General features: G+C 44.5%; 11 protein-coding genes. 2 read left to right on the forward strand and 9 right to left on the reverse strand.

Features of this window, described 5'->3' with window-relative positions; genetic code table 11:
- Nucleotides 1–10: 10 nt before the first annotated feature.
- From ASG89_RS00775 to ASG89_RS00785, 3 genes are all read right to left on the reverse strand, one after another.
- Nucleotides 11–832 (reverse strand): carbohydrate ABC transporter permease, encoded by an 822-nt coding sequence (locus ASG89_RS00775; protein WP_057308397.1) that lies wholly within the window; start codon nt 830–832, stop codon nt 11–13.
- Nucleotides 829–1,704, reverse strand: coding sequence for a carbohydrate ABC transporter permease (locus tag ASG89_RS00780; protein ID WP_057308398.1), 876 nt, complete (start codon nt 1,702–1,704; stop codon nt 829–831). Before ASG89_RS00780 ends, ASG89_RS00775 begins: the two co-directional genes overlap by 4 nt.
- 94 nt (nt 1,705–1,798) lie before the next feature.
- A complete protein-coding gene (locus ASG89_RS00785) occupies nt 1,799–3,151 on the reverse strand; it encodes an ABC transporter substrate-binding protein (protein ID WP_057308399.1) in 1,353 nt (450 codons plus the stop codon).
- A gap of 198 nt (nt 3,152–3,349) precedes the next feature.
- On the opposite strand from ASG89_RS00785, the gene ASG89_RS00790 reads away from it, so the two are divergent.
- Nucleotides 3,350–5,149 carry a sensor histidine kinase gene (locus tag ASG89_RS00790; protein ID WP_057308400.1) on the forward strand — a complete coding sequence of 600 codons (1,800 nt, stop codon included), beginning with the start codon at nt 3,350–3,352 and terminating at the stop codon, nt 5,147–5,149.
- Nucleotides 5,150–5,174: 25 nt separating this feature from the next.
- Nucleotides 5,175–5,915 carry a response regulator transcription factor gene (locus tag ASG89_RS00795; RefSeq protein WP_057308401.1) on the forward strand — a complete coding sequence of 247 codons (741 nt, stop codon included), beginning with the start codon at nt 5,175–5,177 and terminating at the stop codon, nt 5,913–5,915.
- 26 nt (nt 5,916–5,941) lie between these two features.
- On the opposite strand, the gene ASG89_RS00800 is transcribed toward ASG89_RS00795, so the two are convergent.
- The 6 genes from ASG89_RS00800 to ASG89_RS00825 all read right to left on the reverse strand — a co-directional run bounded on the left by ASG89_RS00800 (nt 5,942) and on the right by ASG89_RS00825 (nt 20,784).
- Nucleotides 5,942–8,311 carry a glycosyl hydrolase family 95 catalytic domain-containing protein gene (locus tag ASG89_RS00800; RefSeq protein WP_057308402.1) on the reverse strand — a complete coding sequence of 790 codons (2,370 nt, stop codon included), beginning with the start codon at nt 8,309–8,311 and terminating at the stop codon, nt 5,942–5,944.
- Between the two features lie 78 nt (nt 8,312–8,389).
- Nucleotides 8,390–9,304, reverse strand: coding sequence for a glycosyl hydrolase (locus ASG89_RS00805; protein WP_057308403.1), 915 nt, complete (start codon nt 9,302–9,304; stop codon nt 8,390–8,392).
- 1 nt (nt 9,305) lies between these two features.
- Nucleotides 9,306–10,868: a glycoside hydrolase 43 family protein gene (locus ASG89_RS00810; RefSeq protein WP_082592525.1), complete on the reverse strand. Its 1,563-nt coding sequence runs from the start codon at nt 10,866–10,868 to the stop codon at nt 9,306–9,308.
- Nucleotides 10,869–11,018: 150 nt separating this feature from the next.
- Entirely contained in the window at nt 11,019–17,324 is a 6,306-nt protein-coding gene (locus tag ASG89_RS00815) for a discoidin domain-containing protein (protein WP_082592527.1), read from the reverse strand.
- Nucleotides 17,325–17,504: 180 nt separating this feature from the next.
- Complete coding sequence (locus ASG89_RS00820) at nt 17,505–18,947, reverse strand: glycosyl hydrolase family 28 protein (protein ID WP_057308404.1); 1,443 nt, start codon at nt 18,945–18,947, stop codon at nt 17,505–17,507.
- 196 nt (nt 18,948–19,143) lie between these two features.
- Nucleotides 19,144–20,784: an extracellular solute-binding protein gene (locus ASG89_RS00825; RefSeq protein WP_057308405.1), complete on the reverse strand. Its 1,641-nt coding sequence runs from the start codon at nt 20,782–20,784 to the stop codon at nt 19,144–19,146.
- Nucleotides 20,785–20,819 lie beyond the last annotated feature (35 nt).

Genomic DNA, 20,819 nt, shown 5'->3' on the forward strand with positions numbered 1-20,819 from the left:
TTTGAAACCATTACCCTTTTACCGAGCCAGATGTCATACCTGAAATAATGTATCGCTGACCTAATAAATACAAGATAACAGCAGGCAGACAGGTCATTACAATATCAGCACTCACTAAATTCCAGTCCATTTGATATTGGCCGAAGAAATTATAGACAGATAACGTCATGGGCCACTGTTTGGCATTGTTTAAGAAGTAGAGCGGAAGTAAGAATTCATTCCATGAATTAATGAAAGCTAGAATAAATGTTGTCACTACAGCAGGCATTAATAATGGAAATATAATGGAGAAGAATAGCTTTAGTGGGCCGCAGCCATCAATAATACCGGATTCGTCGAGTTCTTTGGGAACAGTTCCCACAAATCCATATAAAATAAATACACTGAATGGAATTTGCACGACTGCGTACAGAATAATAATTCCGATTTGCGTATTCATTAAATGAGTCATTTGCATCATCTTGGTTAATGTAAAATAATTGATGGGCAAGGCAATGCCTAAAATTAAGAAAAAGTAAAAAAAGCGATTCAATCTTGAACGATTTCTAGCATAGATGTAGGCTGCCATAGCGGATAATAAAATACATAAAATTGTAGAAGCTCCGGTATAAAATAAACTGTTCAAAAGTGAACGAAGTAATTTCCCCTTTTCAATAACCACCAGAAAATTTTCGAAATGTAGTTGTTTAGGCAAATCAAAACCCATCGAGCTGGCCTGCGTTTTATCCTTTAACGAATTAATCACAATTAACAGGAGTGGCGCTAGCGTGATGATGCTCACGATCCAAGCAGTCGTATTTTTCAAAATATTCTTCACCATGTTCAGCTTCATTTGCCCACCTCATCTTCGTTGCTCATCCATTTGACTGCCCAAAAGCCAATCACGATCATAACGAGAAACATAACTGTAGATAAGGCAGTACCTACACCATAACGCCCGAGGGAAAATTCCTTAAACACGCCCGTATATAGTACTTCTGTTTCGTATCCCGGCCCACCGTTCGTAAGCGCGTACACAATATCAAACACTTTAAATCCATAGATAAAATTAAGAACTGTTGTAACTGTAAGCGCCGGCATCAATAGTGGAATAATGATATGCTTGAATTTATTCCTAAAATTGGCGCCATCTATTTCCGCTGCCTCATAGTACATATCCGGAATGGCCTGAAGACCTGCCAGTAGAATGACCATAATATAACCGACCCCTTTCCAGGTGTCGACAGCAATAATGGATTTAAAGGCCAAATGGATATCCGTCAGCCAACTTTTAGCCAAAAATTCCAAACCGATGGATCTTAGGAACTCATTGACTAATCCAACTTCAGGATGCAACACGGACTTGAAAATTAATCCTACAATTAATGTAGGAACGATAACTGGCATAAAGATAACCACACGATGAAAATTTTTACCTTTAATCCCCTGATTTAAGATTAGAGCGAGGAAAAGCCCAATTCCCGTTTTCAGTATGGCCGTTGTTATCGTGAATGTAACTGTATGATTCAAATAGGATACGTATTTCTCATTTCCTGAGAAGATCGTTCGAAAATTATCTAGTCCTATGAATTCAATTCCTTCGCTATAACTATTCCAATCTGTAAAAGAAAAGTAAATTCCCATAAAGCCTGGAATTACAAAGAAGAGCAGATACAGTACCAATGCGCCAATTGAAAAATAAAAGGGATATATGCTTTTGTTCATTGTAGGACGCTCCACTCCACATTATCTTCAGTAACAACCCAGCAAGAGTCATTATCCTATCCGCTGGGCTGTTCTGATTTAAACTTTTGTAAAATTATTGTGCCCAAGCAGGGTCTTTAGCTGCTTTTGCCGCATCACTTCTTCTTTTGTCAATGCTCTTCAAAATATCCTTAGGCTGCATTTTCCCTGTAAACATTGCTGAAATGTCTTTCCCGATATCCATCCATTGCGGATTTAGGTAACTAATGGATGTTTGATATACAGTGCCTTGTTTTTTGCCATACGTATCGAAGAATGCCTTTTGATCAGCTGTGTAACGGTTCTTAATATCTTTGAAATTCAAAGCTAAGAACTTCGGTTCGTTATCCAAAAAGAATTGCAAGTTTTCTGGCTTCGTCAGATACTGGAAATATTTCTTTGCCAAATCAATATGTTTGGAACCTGAATAAATAAATTTACTTGGCGCAGCAGGATTCACATTTAATATCTGATTGTCAGCAAGCGGCATCAAGAAATATCCTAATGTATCGGCTTTAACCTCTGGGAACGCTTTTTCGATTTGCGCCGGCAACCCAAGATTATACACCGTCATCGCATATTTACCGCTTGCCATGTTCTTTTCTGTATCGGCGTATGTATTTGAAAAGTAGTTATCTCCCATGTAACCCGACTTCGCAAGTTCATTGAGCTGCGTAAGTGCCTGCTCCATAATCGGTACGTTCGCGAATTGCTCCTTATTACTATTTAGCTTATCCGTTAATCCAGGATTGACTTCTTCGAATTTAGGACCAAGCTCAGGAAACCAAAGCACATGATGCCAGCCATCAGACACGGGTTCATAAATAGGCGTAATACCTGCAGACTTGATCTTCTCTGATGCCGCTTTAAAATCAGCATAAGTAGTCGGTACTTTTAGGTTTAGCTTTTCATATATTTTTTTGTTATAAACGACAACCCAGTCATAACTCGGATCCCAGATGGTTAGCGCATACACCTTTTTATTATAAGATCCTTGTTCTACAAAGAGAGGGTCTTCTCGTTTTACCCATTCTTCACCGCTTAAGTCAACCGCGTTTTTTTCGACACCGTACAAATTGTTCAAATCAAGCTGTCCATCCTGTCCACCGAAAATATCCGGGGCTTCCTTCGCATTGAGTTTCGTCTTCAGAATATTCTGGTACTGATCTGATGGAACGATTTGGTAATCAATATGAATGCCTGTTTCCGCCTCAAACTTCTTTGCGAGCTGCATTTCGGACTCCTTTATCCAGTCTTGGCTAGCCATGTATGTCAGTGTAACTTTTTCTTTTGGCATTTCTGTTGATTTCGCACTATTGGTAGCACCGCTTGAAGCTGCTGGTGTTATGGTCTCCGCTTTACTTCCACATCCTGCTAACACAGACGCCATAATCCCAATCGACACAATCACCGTAAATGTTTTTTTCATTGAACTCGGTTCCCCTTTTCACTTGTGGTTGGTATTGTTTACGCTTTCATTATATATGCAATTCATTTCCACCTTCCATGGATTTACAATGCTTTATAACTGGACATTCTTTACCTCCGTCAAATTTCTTTTGACAATTCACTATAAACACCGCAAACTAAGCATACAAAATCTTATTCATGTATTCAGTAGGAGACTATGGTCATTCACAAACGTACCATTCGATTCGTTCTTTTTCAGACCTATTCCTTAATCATCATAGTGGTATTATCGTTAGTGGTTGTACCTTTTTATATCTGGTCATCCGATTTACTTAAGAAAAAGGCTGTTGAATCTCTTGATAATCTCTCACAATCCATGCAGGACAAATTAGACCTAGAAATAAGAAGAATTGACTCTGTATCTTTAAATATTTTGTATTCCAATCTAGTGAAGGACAAATTCCTCAAATTTACTGGGGGATCTGGCGACTCAATCAATAACAATAAAGATCTAGCAGACATTTTAGTTGCAGCCAATGGACCTGCTCTCCCGGTTAATCAAATTAATTTATATGATTTAGGAGGAAACATGTTTGGATCCGGCATCGACAACCGTAGAACGAAAGTAAACTTGCCTAATAAACTCTGGTATGAAGAGGTGCTCGCAAATACCAAGGGCAAATACATCACAATTCCGGAGAAGGATGATGAGCTTTCACTATTCCTGTCCTCCAAGGATGCGTATTCTATCTCATTGGTTCGGTTGTTTTTTGACGCTAATAATACCCCGGAAGGTATCGTAGAAGTCAAGCAAGATGCAGATAAATTATTCACCAACATTAATGATTACATGAAGCACAACTACGGGCAAAAGGTTATTGTATATACGGATACTGGGGACATTATTTATCCAACTAACCCCAAAGCTAAGGAACTAATTTCTTACTTTACCCTTCTGCAAACCAATTCCCATTCAGCTATGAGTAACATCCGTAACCCTAATACAAATGAGAAAGAAATTTATAGTATCGCTCATTCCGAGTACACAGGTTGGAACATTGCTCTCCTAGTCTCCGAACAGCAATTATTAGGCCCCTTAAATGATTTTACCAAGAAAATCGCTATGGTTAGTATCGCCATTCTACTGCTTGCTATTTCGCTTTCTTACCTTGCAGCTAAACGAATCACAAAGCCCATAGCAAGAATGCATGCCACTATGAAATCCACCAATTTAGTAGGTATCACCTCACATACACATTTAGAACTAAATAGCGGTTTAAACGAGCTTGATCGCTTGCAGTTCGCTTTTAACAAGATGAGCGAACGACTGAAAGAATCCATGGATCAATTGTTAATGTCTCAGTTACAGGAACTTCAAGCCAAAATGTTAGCGCTTCAATCGCAGATGAATCCTCATTTTTTATACAATACGTTAACTACGATTTCCATCATGGCCGAAGAGAATATGAACGAGCAAATAGTCATTATGATTGAGAATTTATCCATGATGTTAAGATACATATCCGCTGATAATTCATCTCTTGTCCCTTTAGAAACTGAACTAGCCTATACCGAAAAGTATCTGGAATGCATTAAAATCAGACATAAACAAAACGTTCTGTATACATTTGAAATGGCAGATAACATGAAAAATATTCCAGTTCCGAAATTGATCATTCAACCACTTGTTGAAAATTCACTGAAATACTCATCCAAACTGTTGCCTCCATGGACAATTAAGGTGAGAGGGTACCAGGAGAACGACCACTGGTTCGTAGAAGTTACCGATAACGGACCTGGATTTGATCAGAGGGCCATCACTGAATTTACGAATAGGATTCAGGAAATCGAACAAACCGGGATCATTCCTGGATTGCAGCTTGATGGTATGGGACTACTGAATATATATCTCAGGCTGAAAATTTCTTATAGGACAGATTTGTGTATGCAAACCGTTAACCTACCAGATGGCGGGGCGATGGTAAGAGTTGGAGGAATAATTGAAGGGGTGAGGTAACCTGGAGCATACAACACAAATTCGCGTGGTTGTTGTTGAAGATGAAGAATTAATATTGAATAATATCGTTAAGAAAATTCAATCCTTAGATGCTTCCTATGTCATCATTGGTACTGCTCAAGATGGCTTGTCTGCGCTAAAAGTTCTTGAAAGTAATGCTGTCGATGTTTTATTTACAGATATCCAAATGCCTGCCATCGATGGATTAGAGTTGTTAAAGCAAGTGTCGCTTCAATTTCCCCACATAGAAAAGGTAATCATCAGTGGGTATAACAATTTCGATTATGCTCGTCAAGCAATCAAATTCAACGTGAACGAATACTTATTAAAGCCAATCATCACCAGCGAATTAGAACAAGTCCTAATCAAGATTAAGATGTCAATTGAAAACAAAAGGCAGTTACCTAAGTCACTGCCTTCTTCCGAGAAAACGATGCGTACACCTGAAGAAATCGTGCAGATGGTTCAACTATATTTAAAAGAAAACTTTTATGAAGAAATTACACTGGAATCGATCTCCAGGCACTTTAATTTTCATCCTTCTTATCTTAGTAAAATTTTCATCAAACATTCGGGGGGACCGCCTTCCAAATACTTGACAACAGTGCGCATCAATCACGCCAAATATTTGCTTACAAAGGAAAAGAATCTCTCTATTAGAGAAATTTCTCAGCGTGTAGGCTACCCGGATCCTTATTATTTCAGTAGAATTTTCAAACAAGTTGCGGAAAGAACCCCTACGGAATATCGAAACTTGTATGAGTGATGTACGGCACGCATACCCCTTTTATCTCAAAATTTCGATATCACATAACGTTTACCGCTTTCAACATGGAACCAGATACAATCGTTCCCCCTATGAGAGTAAGTTACATCTTCTCCATCAAGCGTTATACTGACCATCTGCTTGGCTAGCACTATGCATATCTGCTTAATTGAAGCTGTGATCTCCGCTTTCGTCAATGCGCCATGCTTCCATTCCAAATCAATTTCATAACCTCCTCTGCCTCGCAACCCCTTGATATACCCGTCTTTCCAGGCATCGGGCAACGCCGGCAGGAATTCCAAATAATCCTGATGCGATTGCAGCAGCATCTCGGCAATTCCTGCTGTAGCTGCAAAGTTTCCATCAATTTGGAACGGAGGATGTGCGTCAAACAGATTGGCATAGACACCGCCTCCTTGATTCATCGGCGCGTCCCCGTTTACAAGCGTTAACAAATTTGAGAGTAACCGCTCTGCGCGATTGCCGTCTTTGAATCTTGCCCATAAGCCGATTTTCCAGCCAAGGCTCCAGCCCGTTCCTCCGTCTCCTCTAATTTCAAGCGATGTTCTCGCAGCATGAAAGAGATCGGGAGCAGACTGCTCCGTAATCAGCCGGCCCGGATAGATTCCTACAAGATGAGATACATGTCGATGATGGACATCCTCGTCTTCATAATCCTTAGACCATTCTTGCAGCCGGCCGTGCTTGCCGATTTGAAGCGGCACTAGCCTTTGCTTCGCCTTTGCAAGTATCTTCGCAAAACCTTCATCCATTTTCAGTTGTTTCGCTGCCTGAATACAATTGTCAAATAACTCACTTATCAAGGATATATCCATGGTTGACGCAGCGCTTACTGCATGCTCCTTGTCGCCAACCAGGAATTTATGCTCGGGAGAGGTCGAAGGCGAAGTAATGAAATACCCCTCTTGATCTTCAACGAGCCAATCCAAACAAAATAGCGCAGCTTCCTTCATAATGGGGTATGCCTGAACTCGTAAAAAAACGTCATTCCCACTGAAGGCATAATGTTCCCATAAATGCTGCGTTAACCAGACACCACCCATCGGCCAGTACGCCCAAACCGGGTCTCCATGGCCATAATCGCCAACCGGTGCCGTCTGGGCCCATAAATCAGAATTATGGTGTGCTACCCATCCTCTAGCACCATAATTCGTTTCAGCCGTCTTCTTGCCATTCAGTGCCAACCTACCGATATAATCAAGGAGTGGTTCATGCAATTCCGCCATATTACAAGGCTCTGCAGGCCAATAGTTCATTTCTGCATTAATATTGAGCGTATAGTTGCTGCTCCATGGCGCCCGCATTGACTCATTCCATATCCCTTGAAGATTGGCAGGCTGTGTTCCCTGGCGTGAGCTTGCAATCATCAGGTACCTTCCATAATGGAACAGGAGTTCAACCAACCCCGGATCGCTGCTGCCATATTCAGCAATCCGCCGATCGGTCGGCATATGCGCGGGCGCTTTGCTTTCTCCTAGCGACAAGGCAACTCTGCCAAATAGCTGGCTATGATCGTCAAGATGGTGCTGAAGAATTTCTTGGTATCGTTTGGCGCGAACGGCATCAATCGCTTCAGCGGTTCTTTGCTTCGGATCACTTTCGCGGCAACTCGCGCCAATGTTTGGATCAAAGCTTGTCGCCGCATTGAAATATAAGGTCGCGCTGGTCGCTCCAATAACGTGCAGACCGTTCGAATCGGCCTTCATCGCCCCGCTTTCATGCACCACAGCCAATCGGCCATGGAACTTCAATGATTGTGAGGTCTCTGGATCGCCGTAAATAATGGGATTATCCGTAAAGTAATAATTGGGCCATACTTGCTCAGGCGCTGTACCGGATATCATGCATTGATCGGCATCAACACATAATTCATAACGTAGAGGACTGTCCAGCCAAGTACGAAAATTGAGCAAACTTTCCTTGCTCGACGTTAACCGTACAACAATGGTTTGATCCGGATAAGAGGCGAATATTTCTCTGGTGTACTGAACGTCGCCAATGTTATACGTGACGGTCACAACGCCAGTTGATAAATCCAGTTTACGGCTATACTGGTGTTTCACATCGCCATGTGCCATTCGGATATGCAAATCGCCGAATGGCAAATAGGATTGCGTATAGGGACCCATCATTTCCTTGCAGAGCCGATCCGCTTCCTCATACCGTTCTTCTGCGATTAACTCCCTCACCCTAGGTAAAACTTCTTTCGCTCCCGGATTATTCCAATCCTTAGGGTAACCTGACCAAAGCGTATCTTCATTTAAAGCGATGCGCTCTTTCTCAACACCGCCGAATACCATCGCGCCCAGTCGGCCGTTCCCAACAGGAAGCGCTTCTGTCCAGTAGACGGCGGGAGATTGAAATTGAATATTCATGATGATCTTATGCCCCCTCATTCATTAATAGATTTACGGATGGTTGATTGAATTCGCTGCATGATGAGAGCAAGGCTATCAATCTACTGCTCGAAGAAGTAATTCAAACTCCCGGTCACGATCACAGATCAGCACACCATTCACAACTTCCAGCTTAGCTGCCTGAATGGACGAGCGCCGCATTTCATAGCCCCCATCTTCATGATGTCCATGAATACGGCCAGGATGAGTGAAATAAAAGATATACCCCTCTTCTCCTTGAACGACCACATCTGCGTGAAGGCCGATTGTCCCATCATCCTCACGCTTGCCGGGCTGGTCGAGAATGAGGCCGTTTCGTTCCCACGTCTCAAGATCATCGGAGCGGTACACACCCTGCCCTCGCCACTCGTCTACAATCATCCAATAATAGCCGCCCAAGTTGAAAACGTTCGGTCCTTCGTGGCCTCTATCGGTTATCACTTGCCCAATAGGTTGCCAAGCATACAAATCTTTGCTGTCTGCAGCATAGGTATGATTGCCTTGCTTAAACCACATTCGAAACGTACCGTTCGGCAGACGATACACACAGGAATCAATCACGTTCTCCTCACTAATGCCAAGCGTGGACTGAAACTTCCATTGAATAAAATCAGGGCTTGTATAATGCCTAATACGAGCCTTTCCCGTCCAATCTTCTGGTACGCCGTGAACATAAGTGACATACATATGGTATAGCCCATCATGCCAAATGATTTCAGGTGCCCAAAACGTATTTCTGCCCCAACCTGTTTCCAAACCTTCCAAGGTTCCCCGGTATAACCAAGTTGTTCCGCAATCCGATGAGGAAGCAACGCCGAGATCAGTGCCATGCACCCATCCGTATTTCGGACCTTCCTGCGTTGCCCGACGGTTCGTGTAAATCATCCACCATTCCTGAGCCTGCCGATTCCATATGACAACAGGATCTGCCGCTCCATCATAAATAGGATCCCTAAACAACGACGATTTCATTTCATCTCTTCTCCACTCCCGCCACTTCATAGCAAAATTGATCTACATCAAGATAACCCTGTTCACTCTGGCAATTATAGCTATATAGTCCAATTCGATCTCCCCTGTAATGCCCCCACCCCAACTGATAGGGGTCCCCAAAGCTCATGAATTGCTCCCCATCGACACTGAATTCAAACTGGTTGATTCCGTCGAGATTCCACACAGATCTTAACCGAAGAGTGTTGCCTGTTAATTCGGCGCCCCACGTAATGGTTCCTGAATCGTTAAACTTCAGAACCTTTGTACCATTCTGTTGTTGTACGCCAATTGTACAGTAGGTTTGCGCAAAATGGCAAAGGCCCGCTTCTTGTCCGTCTACCATGCCGCCAATCTCTATTTTTGCCGTAACCGTATTGTGAGCTGTTCGATACGCTCTTTGTGAAATGACGTTGCAGACAGTAAAAAAATTATCCTTCTCGATGGGTTGGCATGCGTATAGACGCAAATAGCCGGGCCGTTCCGCTAACGACCATTTGTCTTCTCGCGGCTGATGGTTCCATTCCCAATAAGGCTCAAGCATCGCCTGGTCAAAATCGTCCTTGCTGGCAAGAACCGTCACGGGATATCCGTTTATAGACTTATTGCCACCCCATACCATCTCTCCGATTCCATCGCCATCCGTATCGTCTCCAATAATTGGCCATCCGTGGGTCCAGGTTACAGGCAGCAAGTGAAGCGTTCTTCCTTCCCATCCCCCTATTCCTTGATGACTAATGAAATACCAATCCCCGTCAACGGTTTGGACAAGACCGCCTTGGTTCGGCTCCCGGTCTACCTCCTTGCCGTGTGTATGGATAAGCTCCTTTTCCTCATAAGGCCCATAAATATGCTTTGCCCTTAACATCATAACGACTCTGACGTCAACGCCTTCTTCATGGCGAACCTCGCTGTGAAAAAAATAGTAAACCCCATTTATTTTGTAGAGCTTATTGGCTTCGCTTCCCTTGTACTGATGAATAATCGTATCGGTGTCATGCAACAGCTCTCTACCGTCTTCACTGAGTTTAAATAAGTGGATATGATAATTATCAGCAAAATTCGTGGCCACAAAGTAGCCCTGTCCGTCATCATCCCAAAACGGGCAGCCATCATCCCAGCCGCTAACCGCCCAAACATGATGCAGCGGCTCCCAAGGTCCAGTCGGGTCGACGGCCGTGCTCATAAACAATCCTTCATCGGGCGTGAAGAAATAGACCCAGTATTTATTCTTGTGGAATCGGATCGCGCCTGCCCAGACTCCTCTGCCATAACGATTCATGCGATCATACTTATATTCCGGGCCGATGCTTGTCAAATCTTTCACAACGTGCCCGATCATTCTCCAATTCACAAGATCTTTGGAATGCAGTACCGCCATGCCTGGTGAGCAATGCAGCGTAGAGGAAATAGCGTAGTAATCATCTCCGACCCGAATGACATCCGGGTCGCTATAATCCCCTGGCAAGACTGGATTGACATAGGTGCCGTCTCCCTGATCTCCCCAAGCTCCTTTCTTCGATAATAGATTGTAGTTTGCTTCCATAGTAAAGTCATCCTTTCCATTATAATCTGCTTGTAAGCAAGCTCGATGATCAAACTCATTCTGGACTTATGAATGAGGGCCGGTCATCAGAATTCGGTGTGATGCTCCCGTTCCCGATGACCAGCCCTGTTAGGGTCGACAAATCTTACATCACTTCAAAACATTGACAATCATCGTATTACTGGATGTGGCTCCCGCATAGTTGACGAGCTCAGCCTGATACGAATACGTACCTTTTTCCTTATTGGTTACAGCGGTCACAGCAGATTGGGCTGAAGGCGTATGATTCGTCAGCGCTTGTGTATAGATCAGAACGCCATTTTCATATAAATTATACGTCGCTCCATTGATTCCCCACCACAAGTTCATGTTGACATTGAAGTTTCCGTCACCATCCCAGTTATCGTTCGACAAAACAGGTTTGGAAGGCGTTGCTTGCGTTACGTTTACAAGCAGCGTATTGCTTGTAGTAGTACCGTATGCATTCGTAAGCTCTGCATAATAACGATAGGTACCATTCGGTTTATAAGTAATAGATGTTACGGTAGATTGGGCATTCGGCGTGTCGTCCGTAAGGGTCTTCGTTTCAATTAACACATCGTTCTCATAAAGCTTATAAATCCTGCCGTTTTCTCCGTACCACATATTCATTAGAATATTAAAATTACCATCCTGGAGGCCCGTATCCTGCCCATTGTCTTCAGTAAGGACGACGGCACCCGGCTTAGCCTTGCTTTTCGAAACGATGTTGTTCACCACGTAGCTGCTTACATTCGATTCATTGCCAACGAAGTCCTTGCTTCGAGCGTAGACAGTAACATTGTCGGAGACGGTAACAGGTGAGACATACGTTGTCCATGTGCCGCTATTCCCGATTTTGTATTCCTTGATCACCGCATTGTCCGGAAAGCTGATCGTCAAGGAAACATTGCCATTAGTCGGACTTGTGACGTCAGCTGTGAAGACTGCGTCCCCAAGGACAGTCTTGTAGATATTGCTGACTGTATAACTCGACTCGTCCGAGATATTTCCTTCAGCATCCGTACTTCTTGCATACACCGTTGCGTTCTCGAAGAGTGTTACTGGCCCCGTATACGCTGTCCATACGCCGTTATCCCCTACTTTGTAATCCATCACAGCCGCCTCAAGCGGATAGTTGATGGTCACATGAACATCTTGGTTGGTCGGCACTGTAATATCGGCATACAAACTGGCCACAGCAGGCGGAGTCGTATCGGCGATGTTTACAGTGACCGTGTGCTGCTGCTCCACATTGCCTGCCCAGTCCACACTCCAATATACAATTGCATGCGCTCCGTAGGTAGTCAACGTAACCGTGTTTCCGGTTTGCTGCGCGCCTCCGTCCAATGTGTAGTAGGTTGCCGCAACGCCGGAACTATCATCATAGACACTAAGGGTTACCGTCGCATTATTCTTGACCGATCCCTTCGGTGCATTATCGGTTGTTACCGGAGGCGTCACGTCTGCCGGTTTCACTGCCCCGTGGAATCTCACTTCATTCATGTTTCCAAACCACGCGTTTGGGTTGACAATTTTGATGTAACGGTACGGCACTTTACCGTTCACCGCCAAGGTTTGCCAATCCCGTGTAGATACCGCCGCTTTGGTGAGCGTTGTCCATGTTGTATTATCGTTGGAGCCTTGGATTACTGTACCATTAATTCTTGTATAATTTTGATCTTGTCTTGCTAGCAACTCTACACTCGTAAGCGCAGCTTGATTGCCAGCATTAAAGTCAAAGATGATGTAGCTTCCCGTTCCGGAATTGTTGCTTCCAATACGGAAATCGGAACCCGTGCTTGCATTGCTGTCAAACAAATAATTCACCTGCTGCAAGGTTTGGGCTGCAGTTCTTCCTGAAGTTGAATCAATTAAATTCGCGTTGCTAGTGATATTTGTAATCACATCCGTCTCATCAACCAGATACAGAGAAGAGTTGTCTGTTGTTTGAGTAGCCGGATACCCTGCCGTTCCGTCTTGTTTATTGTAAAGAATGGTGTATTTCACCGGCCCAGTTGCCACACCTTGATTCAAAGTCGCCGTAGCCGTCCAGTTGATATTGTCTGTGGAAGATACGGTTGCCTCTTGGTCTTGAATAGCGACTTTTACGTCTTTAATGAGCTCTTTGGCTACAATTGCTAGTTTTACTGTGTTGCCGGGCACGATCCTACTCGCGATGCTTTGAGCCGAACTGATTGAAGCTGATTGGATTCTAATCAAATTTTCAACTTTTCCATGGAATCTCACCTCAGCCATATTGCCATACCACGCATTACCATTGTAAATACGGATATAACGATACGGGACATTGCCGCTGACCGGCAAGGTTTGCCAATTCGGTGTAGATACCGCTGCTGTAGTGAGAGTCGTCCAGGTCGAATTATCGTTGGAGCCTTGAACGACTGCCCCGCGAATTCTGTCATACAAAGCTCTTCCGAGCAATTCTACACTCGAAAGCGTAACTAGATTGCCTTCCTTAAAGTCAAAGGTGATATAGCTTCCGGATCCGGAGCCGTTCAACCGGAAGTCGGAACCCGTACCTGCATTGTTGTCAAATAAATAATTCACTTGTGTTAATGTGTCTGCTGCTGTTCTTCCTGAACTTGAAGTTGAATCAATCAAATTTGTGATGCTGGTGATATTTTTAATTAAATCCGACTCGTCTACAAGGAACAGTGTGGAGTTATCTGTCGTAGTGTGAATAGGGAATCCGACCGCTCCATCTTGCTGGTTGTAAGTAATGGCGAAATTCACTGTGCCTGTTGCTGCGCCTTGATTCAAGGTCGCCTCAGCGATCCAGTTGATATTGTCCGTAGACGTAGCCGTCGCAGCCAGGCCTTGAATCATGACATTGACGTTATTAATCGCTTCTTTGGCTATGAAGGCTAATTTGACCGTGCTACCTGGAACAATTCTGTTGCTGAGGCTCTGAGCCGAACTGATCGAAGACGACGCGATCTTGCTCAGGGACTTCACAACGCCATGGAGTCTTACTTCCGCCATATTGCCGTACCACGTATTCGCATTGTAAATTCGGATATAACGGTACCCTTTCGTATCGCTAACCTTCAACATTTGCCAATCCGCGGTAGATGCCGCTGCTTTGGTGAGAGTCGTCCACGTGTTATTATCGTTGGAGCCCTGAACCACTGCACCGCTTATCCGAGTAAATAATCCTGAATCTTGTCTTGCAAGCAGTTCTACATTCGAAAGCGTCACTTGATTGCCTTCCTTGAAGTCAAAGGTCATGTAGCTTCCCGCTCCAGAGCCGTCCAACCGGAACTCGGAACTCGTACTAGCATTGTTGTCAAATAGATAATTCGCTTGTTTTAACGTATCTGCCGCGCTAAAACCAATCAAATTGGCGAGGCTGGCAGCATTCGTAATCAAATCTGAATCATCGGCAGCGAACAACTTGGAACCATCGGTTGTGCCATACAGGGTATCTCCGTTCGTTCCGTCCTGCTTGGTATAGTCGACACTAACTTTCACGTCGCCGCTTTGCTCTTGTCCGGTCAAAATTGTCGTAGCCGTCCAGTTAATATTGTCCGTCGTACTGACTGTGGCAACCTGGCCTTGAATGTTAACCTTTACGTTACTAATCGCTTCTTTGGCCGTGATAGATGCTTGGATTGGCTTTCCAAGCGCAACCCGGGCGTTAAGAGCCTGATCCGAACTTAAGGAAACCGATTGAATCTTGTTGCCAATTTCATAACGTGTTCCATAGACATCAAAATCATCCAATTCCAAGAGATTCACCACTTCACCATAAAGAACAGCAGGAAGCGGTTGAATCATTTCCAGTTTGATATAACGATATTTCTCATTTTGGTAGGTAGGATCCACATCAAGGGTATGAAAAGCTTGCGTATACTGGGTGACACCCGGTGTCAAACGTGTCCAATTCACCTTATCATTAGATCCATATACCGTGGAGTTGGCGAGACGATCTACGAAGATATTGCCCTTAAACCCAAACTTGGTAGCTGAAATCTTATAATCGGGACCGAAATCCAGCATATGGTACAAATGAGGCGCCGATCCTTGCGCAAGACCATAGCCAGCACCGGTAGACCAATCACCATCGTCCATTTTAGAAGCATAAGCACCCCAGGAGGACCAAGCTACTACCTTCGACCAACGCATACTTCCGATATTATTTAAAGGCGTCACTATTGCCAGACCCTCGGTTGCAGCCCTTAGCGCTTGCAATTGCTTATCGAAATCCACCTCGGATGCAGTGTTAATCAGACTCAACGTGTCGTTATACACCGTTTGGAAATTCTTGAGCGTTGCTTCCACGTAAGCTTGGTTGAGATCATAGGAAGCAATGATGGCTTGAACTGCAGCAGCACGGTCGCTGCTTACGATAATGTTGACATTTTTGACCGAAACGGTAGTGCCGTCCGTAGCCGCAAGGACAACGGAATAGTCTCCGGCCTCTGTAGGCTGCCAGGAAAATGCGCCTGTATGGGCATCGATCGGAAGACCTTTGGAATTATTCTGAAACTCATACGCAATCACATCCGTGCTGCTGGCATCGGTAGCAGACAAATCGACATTCACAGACGCTCCTACATAGGTATAGATCTTTAAATCCGAGCTTCCGGATTTAAATACCGGAGGTGTTAGATTCGTACTTGCCGCCGCATCAACGGAGTCTATATCGACGGTAACACCAGGCGCTCCTTTTACGGTCATATAAACGATATTTTCAAAAGATCCGGCAAGGGACACATATCCCCACTCCCCTTTCGTATCCGGAAGAGTGAAGGTCGAACCTAGCGCATTAAATGTGCTTACGCCATTGGTTCGAATCTTGAATCCAAAGGGCCCCGAACCGGCAGCGCCTGCAAAACTGAGAGCAGCTATTTTACTTCCTTCTTGCGTTGCATGAAATTGGATAAAGCTGATATCCCCTTCTTGCATCAGAGCCGTATTGTTATCAAGCTTCGTGTATCGGTCTTCAAGTTCCAGGATCTTACCATTTGATTTATCCTGAGGAATAAACTTTGTTGCATCAGCCTCAGCCTCCGCTGGCAAATAGAGCCAGAAGTCATTGCCAGCATCCTTGTTCCCCCACATACCGGGAGTTGCCGGTTGTTTCTTGGTAAAGGCTTCATAGTAATATGGGGCAAGCTCGGATACGTCTTCCTGTTTGACGTACGTATAGTAGGAATAAAAATCCCAAAAATTCGCAGTATCAAATCTTCCCCTGTAACCGCCTGATAGACCATTATAAGTGTCTCTTATATATCCCCCCATACCTACGTTATCTGGGTCGCCACCGGTAATGGCGTATGCCTGTGGAGTCCATGGCGTGTCATTACCGAGCATGAACTGCCAGAAATAGTCGGCTGCCGCCAAAAGTCGATGATTCAGAAACGCCATGATATCTACGGCATTACCCGCTGTAGACGGGGCTCCAGTTACCGGATCAATTTTGGTTCCCTGAGCATGGATCAAACGGGTTAAGATAGCCGCGTTGGTTAAGTCTCCGCCGCCGTGCGCTTGGTCTCTACCCATCTCCATATGCTGTACGTGCGGTTCTACCGGCGTTCCTTCCCCGACTATCGTTCCCGGTTTTTCTTCCTCCGTTACCCATCGGAACAGCGCCTTGATCGATCCGTTGAAGCCTTGATCATGAGCTGTACGGTTAACGGTAAACCATTCCACAGCCTCGTTGTATCTATCGCGGTTGCCGGTAAAGATATAACCGGATATGGCACCTATCAACGGATAATTATGCTGGTTCATAAAATGGTTTTGGTCATGCAAAAAGGTTTCTGTTGCGGGAATAATAAGATGATTGGTTAAATCAGCTGTATCTTGATCTGTCCAAGCCAGTGCTTCTGTTTGAGTGCTTGTGTACCTCATGATCTCTGCGGCCATGAGCATTCGATTAAGAGGTATTCCTGCGTGAATACAGGCATCTTTATAGTACGCATATTTCGCAGGATCCATCTGCTCCCAAAGACGGATGATCATCATGGCATTGGCACGATATACTTCGTCGCCGGTTATATAATACATCATCGCCTGTGCATATGCCTTTATGCCATCTGCAATAAACCTTCCTTCAATACCCTGACTGTCAAAATTATCGTTGAGTACTGTAATACCGTCTCTACTGTTGCTAGAACCAATCGTTCTTGAAGCTTCAGGAGCCGTGAGCAACATGTTATTCCAATAGTATGTCCAAGGTTGTGCTCCCGTTCTGATCTTCGATCTCAGGTTATCAAGAAGCTCCTTGGTGAGTCCTACTCCGGGATGTGTAAAGCCTTCCTCATCGGTTACCTGTGTAATCGCCGGTAAATAATCTGTAAATACCGAAGCTGATTCTGCCTTAACGGTAACTGGTATAGCGGATAAACAAATCTGTGCTATCATGATGATTACTGATAGAATCGATACCAATTTCCCTTTATTCTTCATTCGCAATCTCCCTCTCATGTAAAATGTTGAAGTTATTTCCTTAAAAAGAAATAATAGCGTTTTCAATATTCGTTATATATCCTCCCTTTCTTACCTTCCTACAAGCCGTATATCGATTCAGCCCTTATGCGGAAGGGACAGAGCCCTTCCACTTCGAAACTCTGATCATCACCCGACGGTTTATGCTTCATGGCGAAACTGGATGTCATGCGCATGTTCGTTAATGTCAAATTTCCCCTTTTCTGCATCCAAAATCAACTCGCCATTGATACGAAGATTGATGAAGGTGATCCCGCCTACGAATCGTTCTTGATCAAATCCGTATATGCGATTTTTATTTTCATTTTTTCCATTATAGGACACGTTTCGGAATGTGACATTTTCAACCCGCTTACCGGGTACAGGATTATATTTCTCGTTCCATACCACCCGTATGTCTACCAACTGGCCCAATTCAAAATCCTCCACGCGGATATCCTCATAACTAACATTGCTTACGGTGTTATTATCGCCGACGTTAATATTCATCGACCCCCAATAATTAGGTTGAGGTTCATGATGTTCCAGAATATCGATATTGGAGAAATGAATATTCTGAATCAGGTCGCCCCGCTGATAATCTCCGTGCCCCCCTACATTAAGCGCATGGGCTACGTCTGCCCAAAGGACGGAGTCTCTAACGCTGATGAAACCCGCATCTCCTCTGTAGTCCCAACGACTTCCGTAAATGGCAATACAATCATCCGATGTTCGCAGGAACACATCTTCGATTTCGATATGTGAGCTGGCCATCATGTCAATGCCGTCGGACCAGCCACGCGTGCTGAAGGATTTGAAGTTGCGGATCTGGATGTATTCGGACTTACCAATGTAAATGCTGTAGTGTGGCGGGTCGAGCAGCACGATTCCTTCCACCGTAATATGGTGTGAAAAGGTGATCCGGACACCTCGGAAAGCCGAGAATCGGTGGAAGTCGGATAAATATAGCATCCCTCTCCCGCGAATCGTGACATCATGTACATGATCGCAAACGAGTGAACCGACAACGATAGCACCACCTGCGATATAGACAGTTTTCCCGGACGGAATGCGAAAGATCGTCTCCTCCAAATAATGCATGCCCGGCTCAAAATAAATCACTTCCGGCTCCACGCCACCAGGCAGCAACGGGCTGTTCGCCAAACGGTCGATATCCTCCATTCGATGGATGGCAGGCTTCAGGAACAGCACGTTCGGCGCGCCTGGTTTAGGAGGTTCTTTCTCCAGAGGATTCGCAAAGAGATGAAGATTGCTGAACCGATCTCCGTTCACTTCTATCGACAGCTTGCACGGTTCATTCAGACGAAAGGTAACGGCCGCTCCATCCACTTCGAATGGAATTTCCTTCGAGAGCGGTCTAATGACCGCTTGATGCACGGAGCCCTTCCGGCTCACGACCCTAACATCCACCGTTCCTTCCATGTCAAAATAGGCCATTGATGCCTGTCTGACATTGTGCATGTCCACCTTCGCTTGATATACGAAGAGCGGCTGCCAGTCTTCTCCAGGAATTCGGACGCTTACTTCAAAATCGTCCTGTCCCACCGCCCCTTCAGGAGCCTGCCAAATCTGTAAGAGGCTCATTATTATACTCCTCCTTGGAATCATGATAGGGAGGAAGACCTTAAGGCCTTCCTCCCATGTACCTTAAATTTCCGGCGACCACGCCGATATCACTACTATCACAAAACAGCGAAGTATTAGATAGTTTAAAAAACTGCAAATTCATCGATATTAAGCTTCTTCACGACTTTAAAAGCCTTCAAAATGTTTAATTTGGCTACTTCCCACCAGCATCGAGATAAGCTTGCACCTGTTTAACGACCTCTTGCCGTATTGTGTCCAGACCTTGGGTACGCCACTTCTTGTTTTGTTCCCTCGCATAATCCTTCCATTCCTTGACCATGCCAGTCATAAGCAAATCGGATGCTTGCAGCATAACGGGTTTGACCTTGGCAATTTCTGTCGCGACGGATGCTGAATTAAAGATAAACCCCGATAACGGCAGCTGATAATAGCTTTCATTGTTTCTAGCCCATTTCAGGTAAGCCAGTGTCTTCAGATCGTTATCCGTAAAGATGCGGGACAGGGTTGAATGATTGGTTAGTTCATAGCCCGGAAAGCGGTATTGGGGTGATTCGGCCGTCAACTTATAGCCGCCCACTCCGTCCATAACCCAATGTTCGCCTTCAATCCCAAGTTCGAACAAGTCGTGATTTTCTTGGCTACTAAACAGCCAGTCCAGAAATTTCATCGTACGATCCGTATTCTTAGATGTGACCGGAATGACTAGGCTGTTATTAGCCCAGAACGTAGTTCCAATTGATGCTGGCTGCATATCCCGTTGTGCCTGACTCCCTAGAAGGAACGGCTCATAATCCGCCTCAGGATTAACCCGTTGCAAATCTTGCCTAAGTCTGGCAATCCCGGATAGGGTCGTGTCGGCCTGTGAAGCAGCTTTGCTTAAATCTAGAGCAGTTTCTGCTTCTGACGATAGTGGATTTGCATTGTTGTATTTTCGAAATTGAACCCGGGTCCCGAAATGTTCGTAAATGGCATCATGGGAATTAAAAGGAGCTGGAAAATCGGCAAATTCCGAGTCGGGGTCGCCGATGGTCGCAGCGCCAATTACTTTCTTTCCATCCTTGGATAACGCCACACTAAATGGAATGCCGCCCGTAAATGAATCTGACATCATCGGAGCCAATCGTATGTCGCTGTGCCCCTTTGCATCAGGAATTCCCAATCGAAATATGCCCCTGCTGCCGATCACAGCCGGAATTTTATCCGGAAATTGATGAAGTACTTTATCAAAATAAGTAGTTAGGTCATTCATCGTCTCGAGCGGTTTCATGCCTAACGACTCCCGAATATCCTTCCGGACCGCAATTGCCGGCGGGTCATAATAGGAATCCAACAAAGGAATGGTATAGATATGGCCGTTGATTGTATTGGAATCCATCATTTCCTTAGGGAATGCTTTCTTTAAACCTGGATAATGATCATTATTAAAGTACTTGTCCAACTGTTGATAATAACCCATGCTCACATTATTAAATAAGTGTTTTGTCCAAGGTGCATCGAACATCAGGTCGACGGGCTCTCCGGTGGACATTCTTAACATCATTTTTTTTTCATTCTCCAAATAGGGACTAAACTCGAATTGAAGCGTGGTGTTTAATGTTGCATGCGTCATTTGTTCAAACTTCTGTAATATCTGGTCCATGTCAATAGGTCTGTCTCCGAACAGCATTACTTTTAATTTAACAGGATCTGGAATATCTGAAGTCACTGGTAGGTTTCCTGTCGAACTTGACCCACGATTTGGGCTATTCACATTTTCCTGACAAGCCGATAAGAGTAAGTTCAAGCTAAAGACTATAAGTAGCCAAGGAACAAGTCTGAATCTTTGATACTTCATGTATCTCCCCCCTGTAATTAGCAACCTATTCGCAG

The organism is Paenibacillus sp. Soil766 (genome assembly GCF_001428105.1).
In the GTDB taxonomy this organism is placed as follows: Bacteria; Bacillota; Bacilli; order Paenibacillales; family NBRC-103111; genus Paenibacillus_E.

Coding starts and splice junctions, on each gene's coding strand:
- ASG89_RS00805 (WP_057308403.1), bottom strand. CDS start 9,304: ATGAAATCGTCGTTGTTTAGGGATCCTATTTATGATGGAGCGGCAGAT.
- ASG89_RS00815 (WP_082592527.1), bottom strand. CDS start 17,324: ATGAAGAATAAAGGGAAATTGGTATCGATTCTATCAGTAATCATCATG.
- ASG89_RS00825 (WP_057308405.1), bottom strand. CDS start 20,784: ATGAAGTATCAAAGATTCAGACTTGTTCCTTGGCTACTTATAGTCTTT.
- ASG89_RS00810 (WP_082592525.1), bottom strand. CDS start 10,868: ATGGAAGCAAACTACAATCTATTATCGAAGAAAGGAGCTTGGGGAGAT.
- ASG89_RS00780 (WP_057308398.1), bottom strand. CDS start 1,704: ATGAACAAAAGCATATATCCCTTTTATTTTTCAATTGGCGCATTGGTA.
- ASG89_RS00790 (WP_057308400.1), top strand. CDS start 3,350: ATGGTCATTCACAAACGTACCATTCGATTCGTTCTTTTTCAGACCTAT.
- ASG89_RS00785 (WP_057308399.1), bottom strand. CDS start 3,151: ATGAAAAAAACATTTACGGTGATTGTGTCGATTGGGATTATGGCGTCT.
- ASG89_RS00820 (WP_057308404.1), bottom strand. CDS start 18,947: ATGAGCCTCTTACAGATTTGGCAGGCTCCTGAAGGGGCGGTGGGACAG.
- ASG89_RS00800 (WP_057308402.1), bottom strand. CDS start 8,311: ATGAATATTCAATTTCAATCTCCCGCCGTCTACTGGACAGAAGCGCTT.
- ASG89_RS00775 (WP_057308397.1), bottom strand. CDS start 832: ATGAAGCTGAACATGGTGAAGAATATTTTGAAAAATACGACTGCTTGG.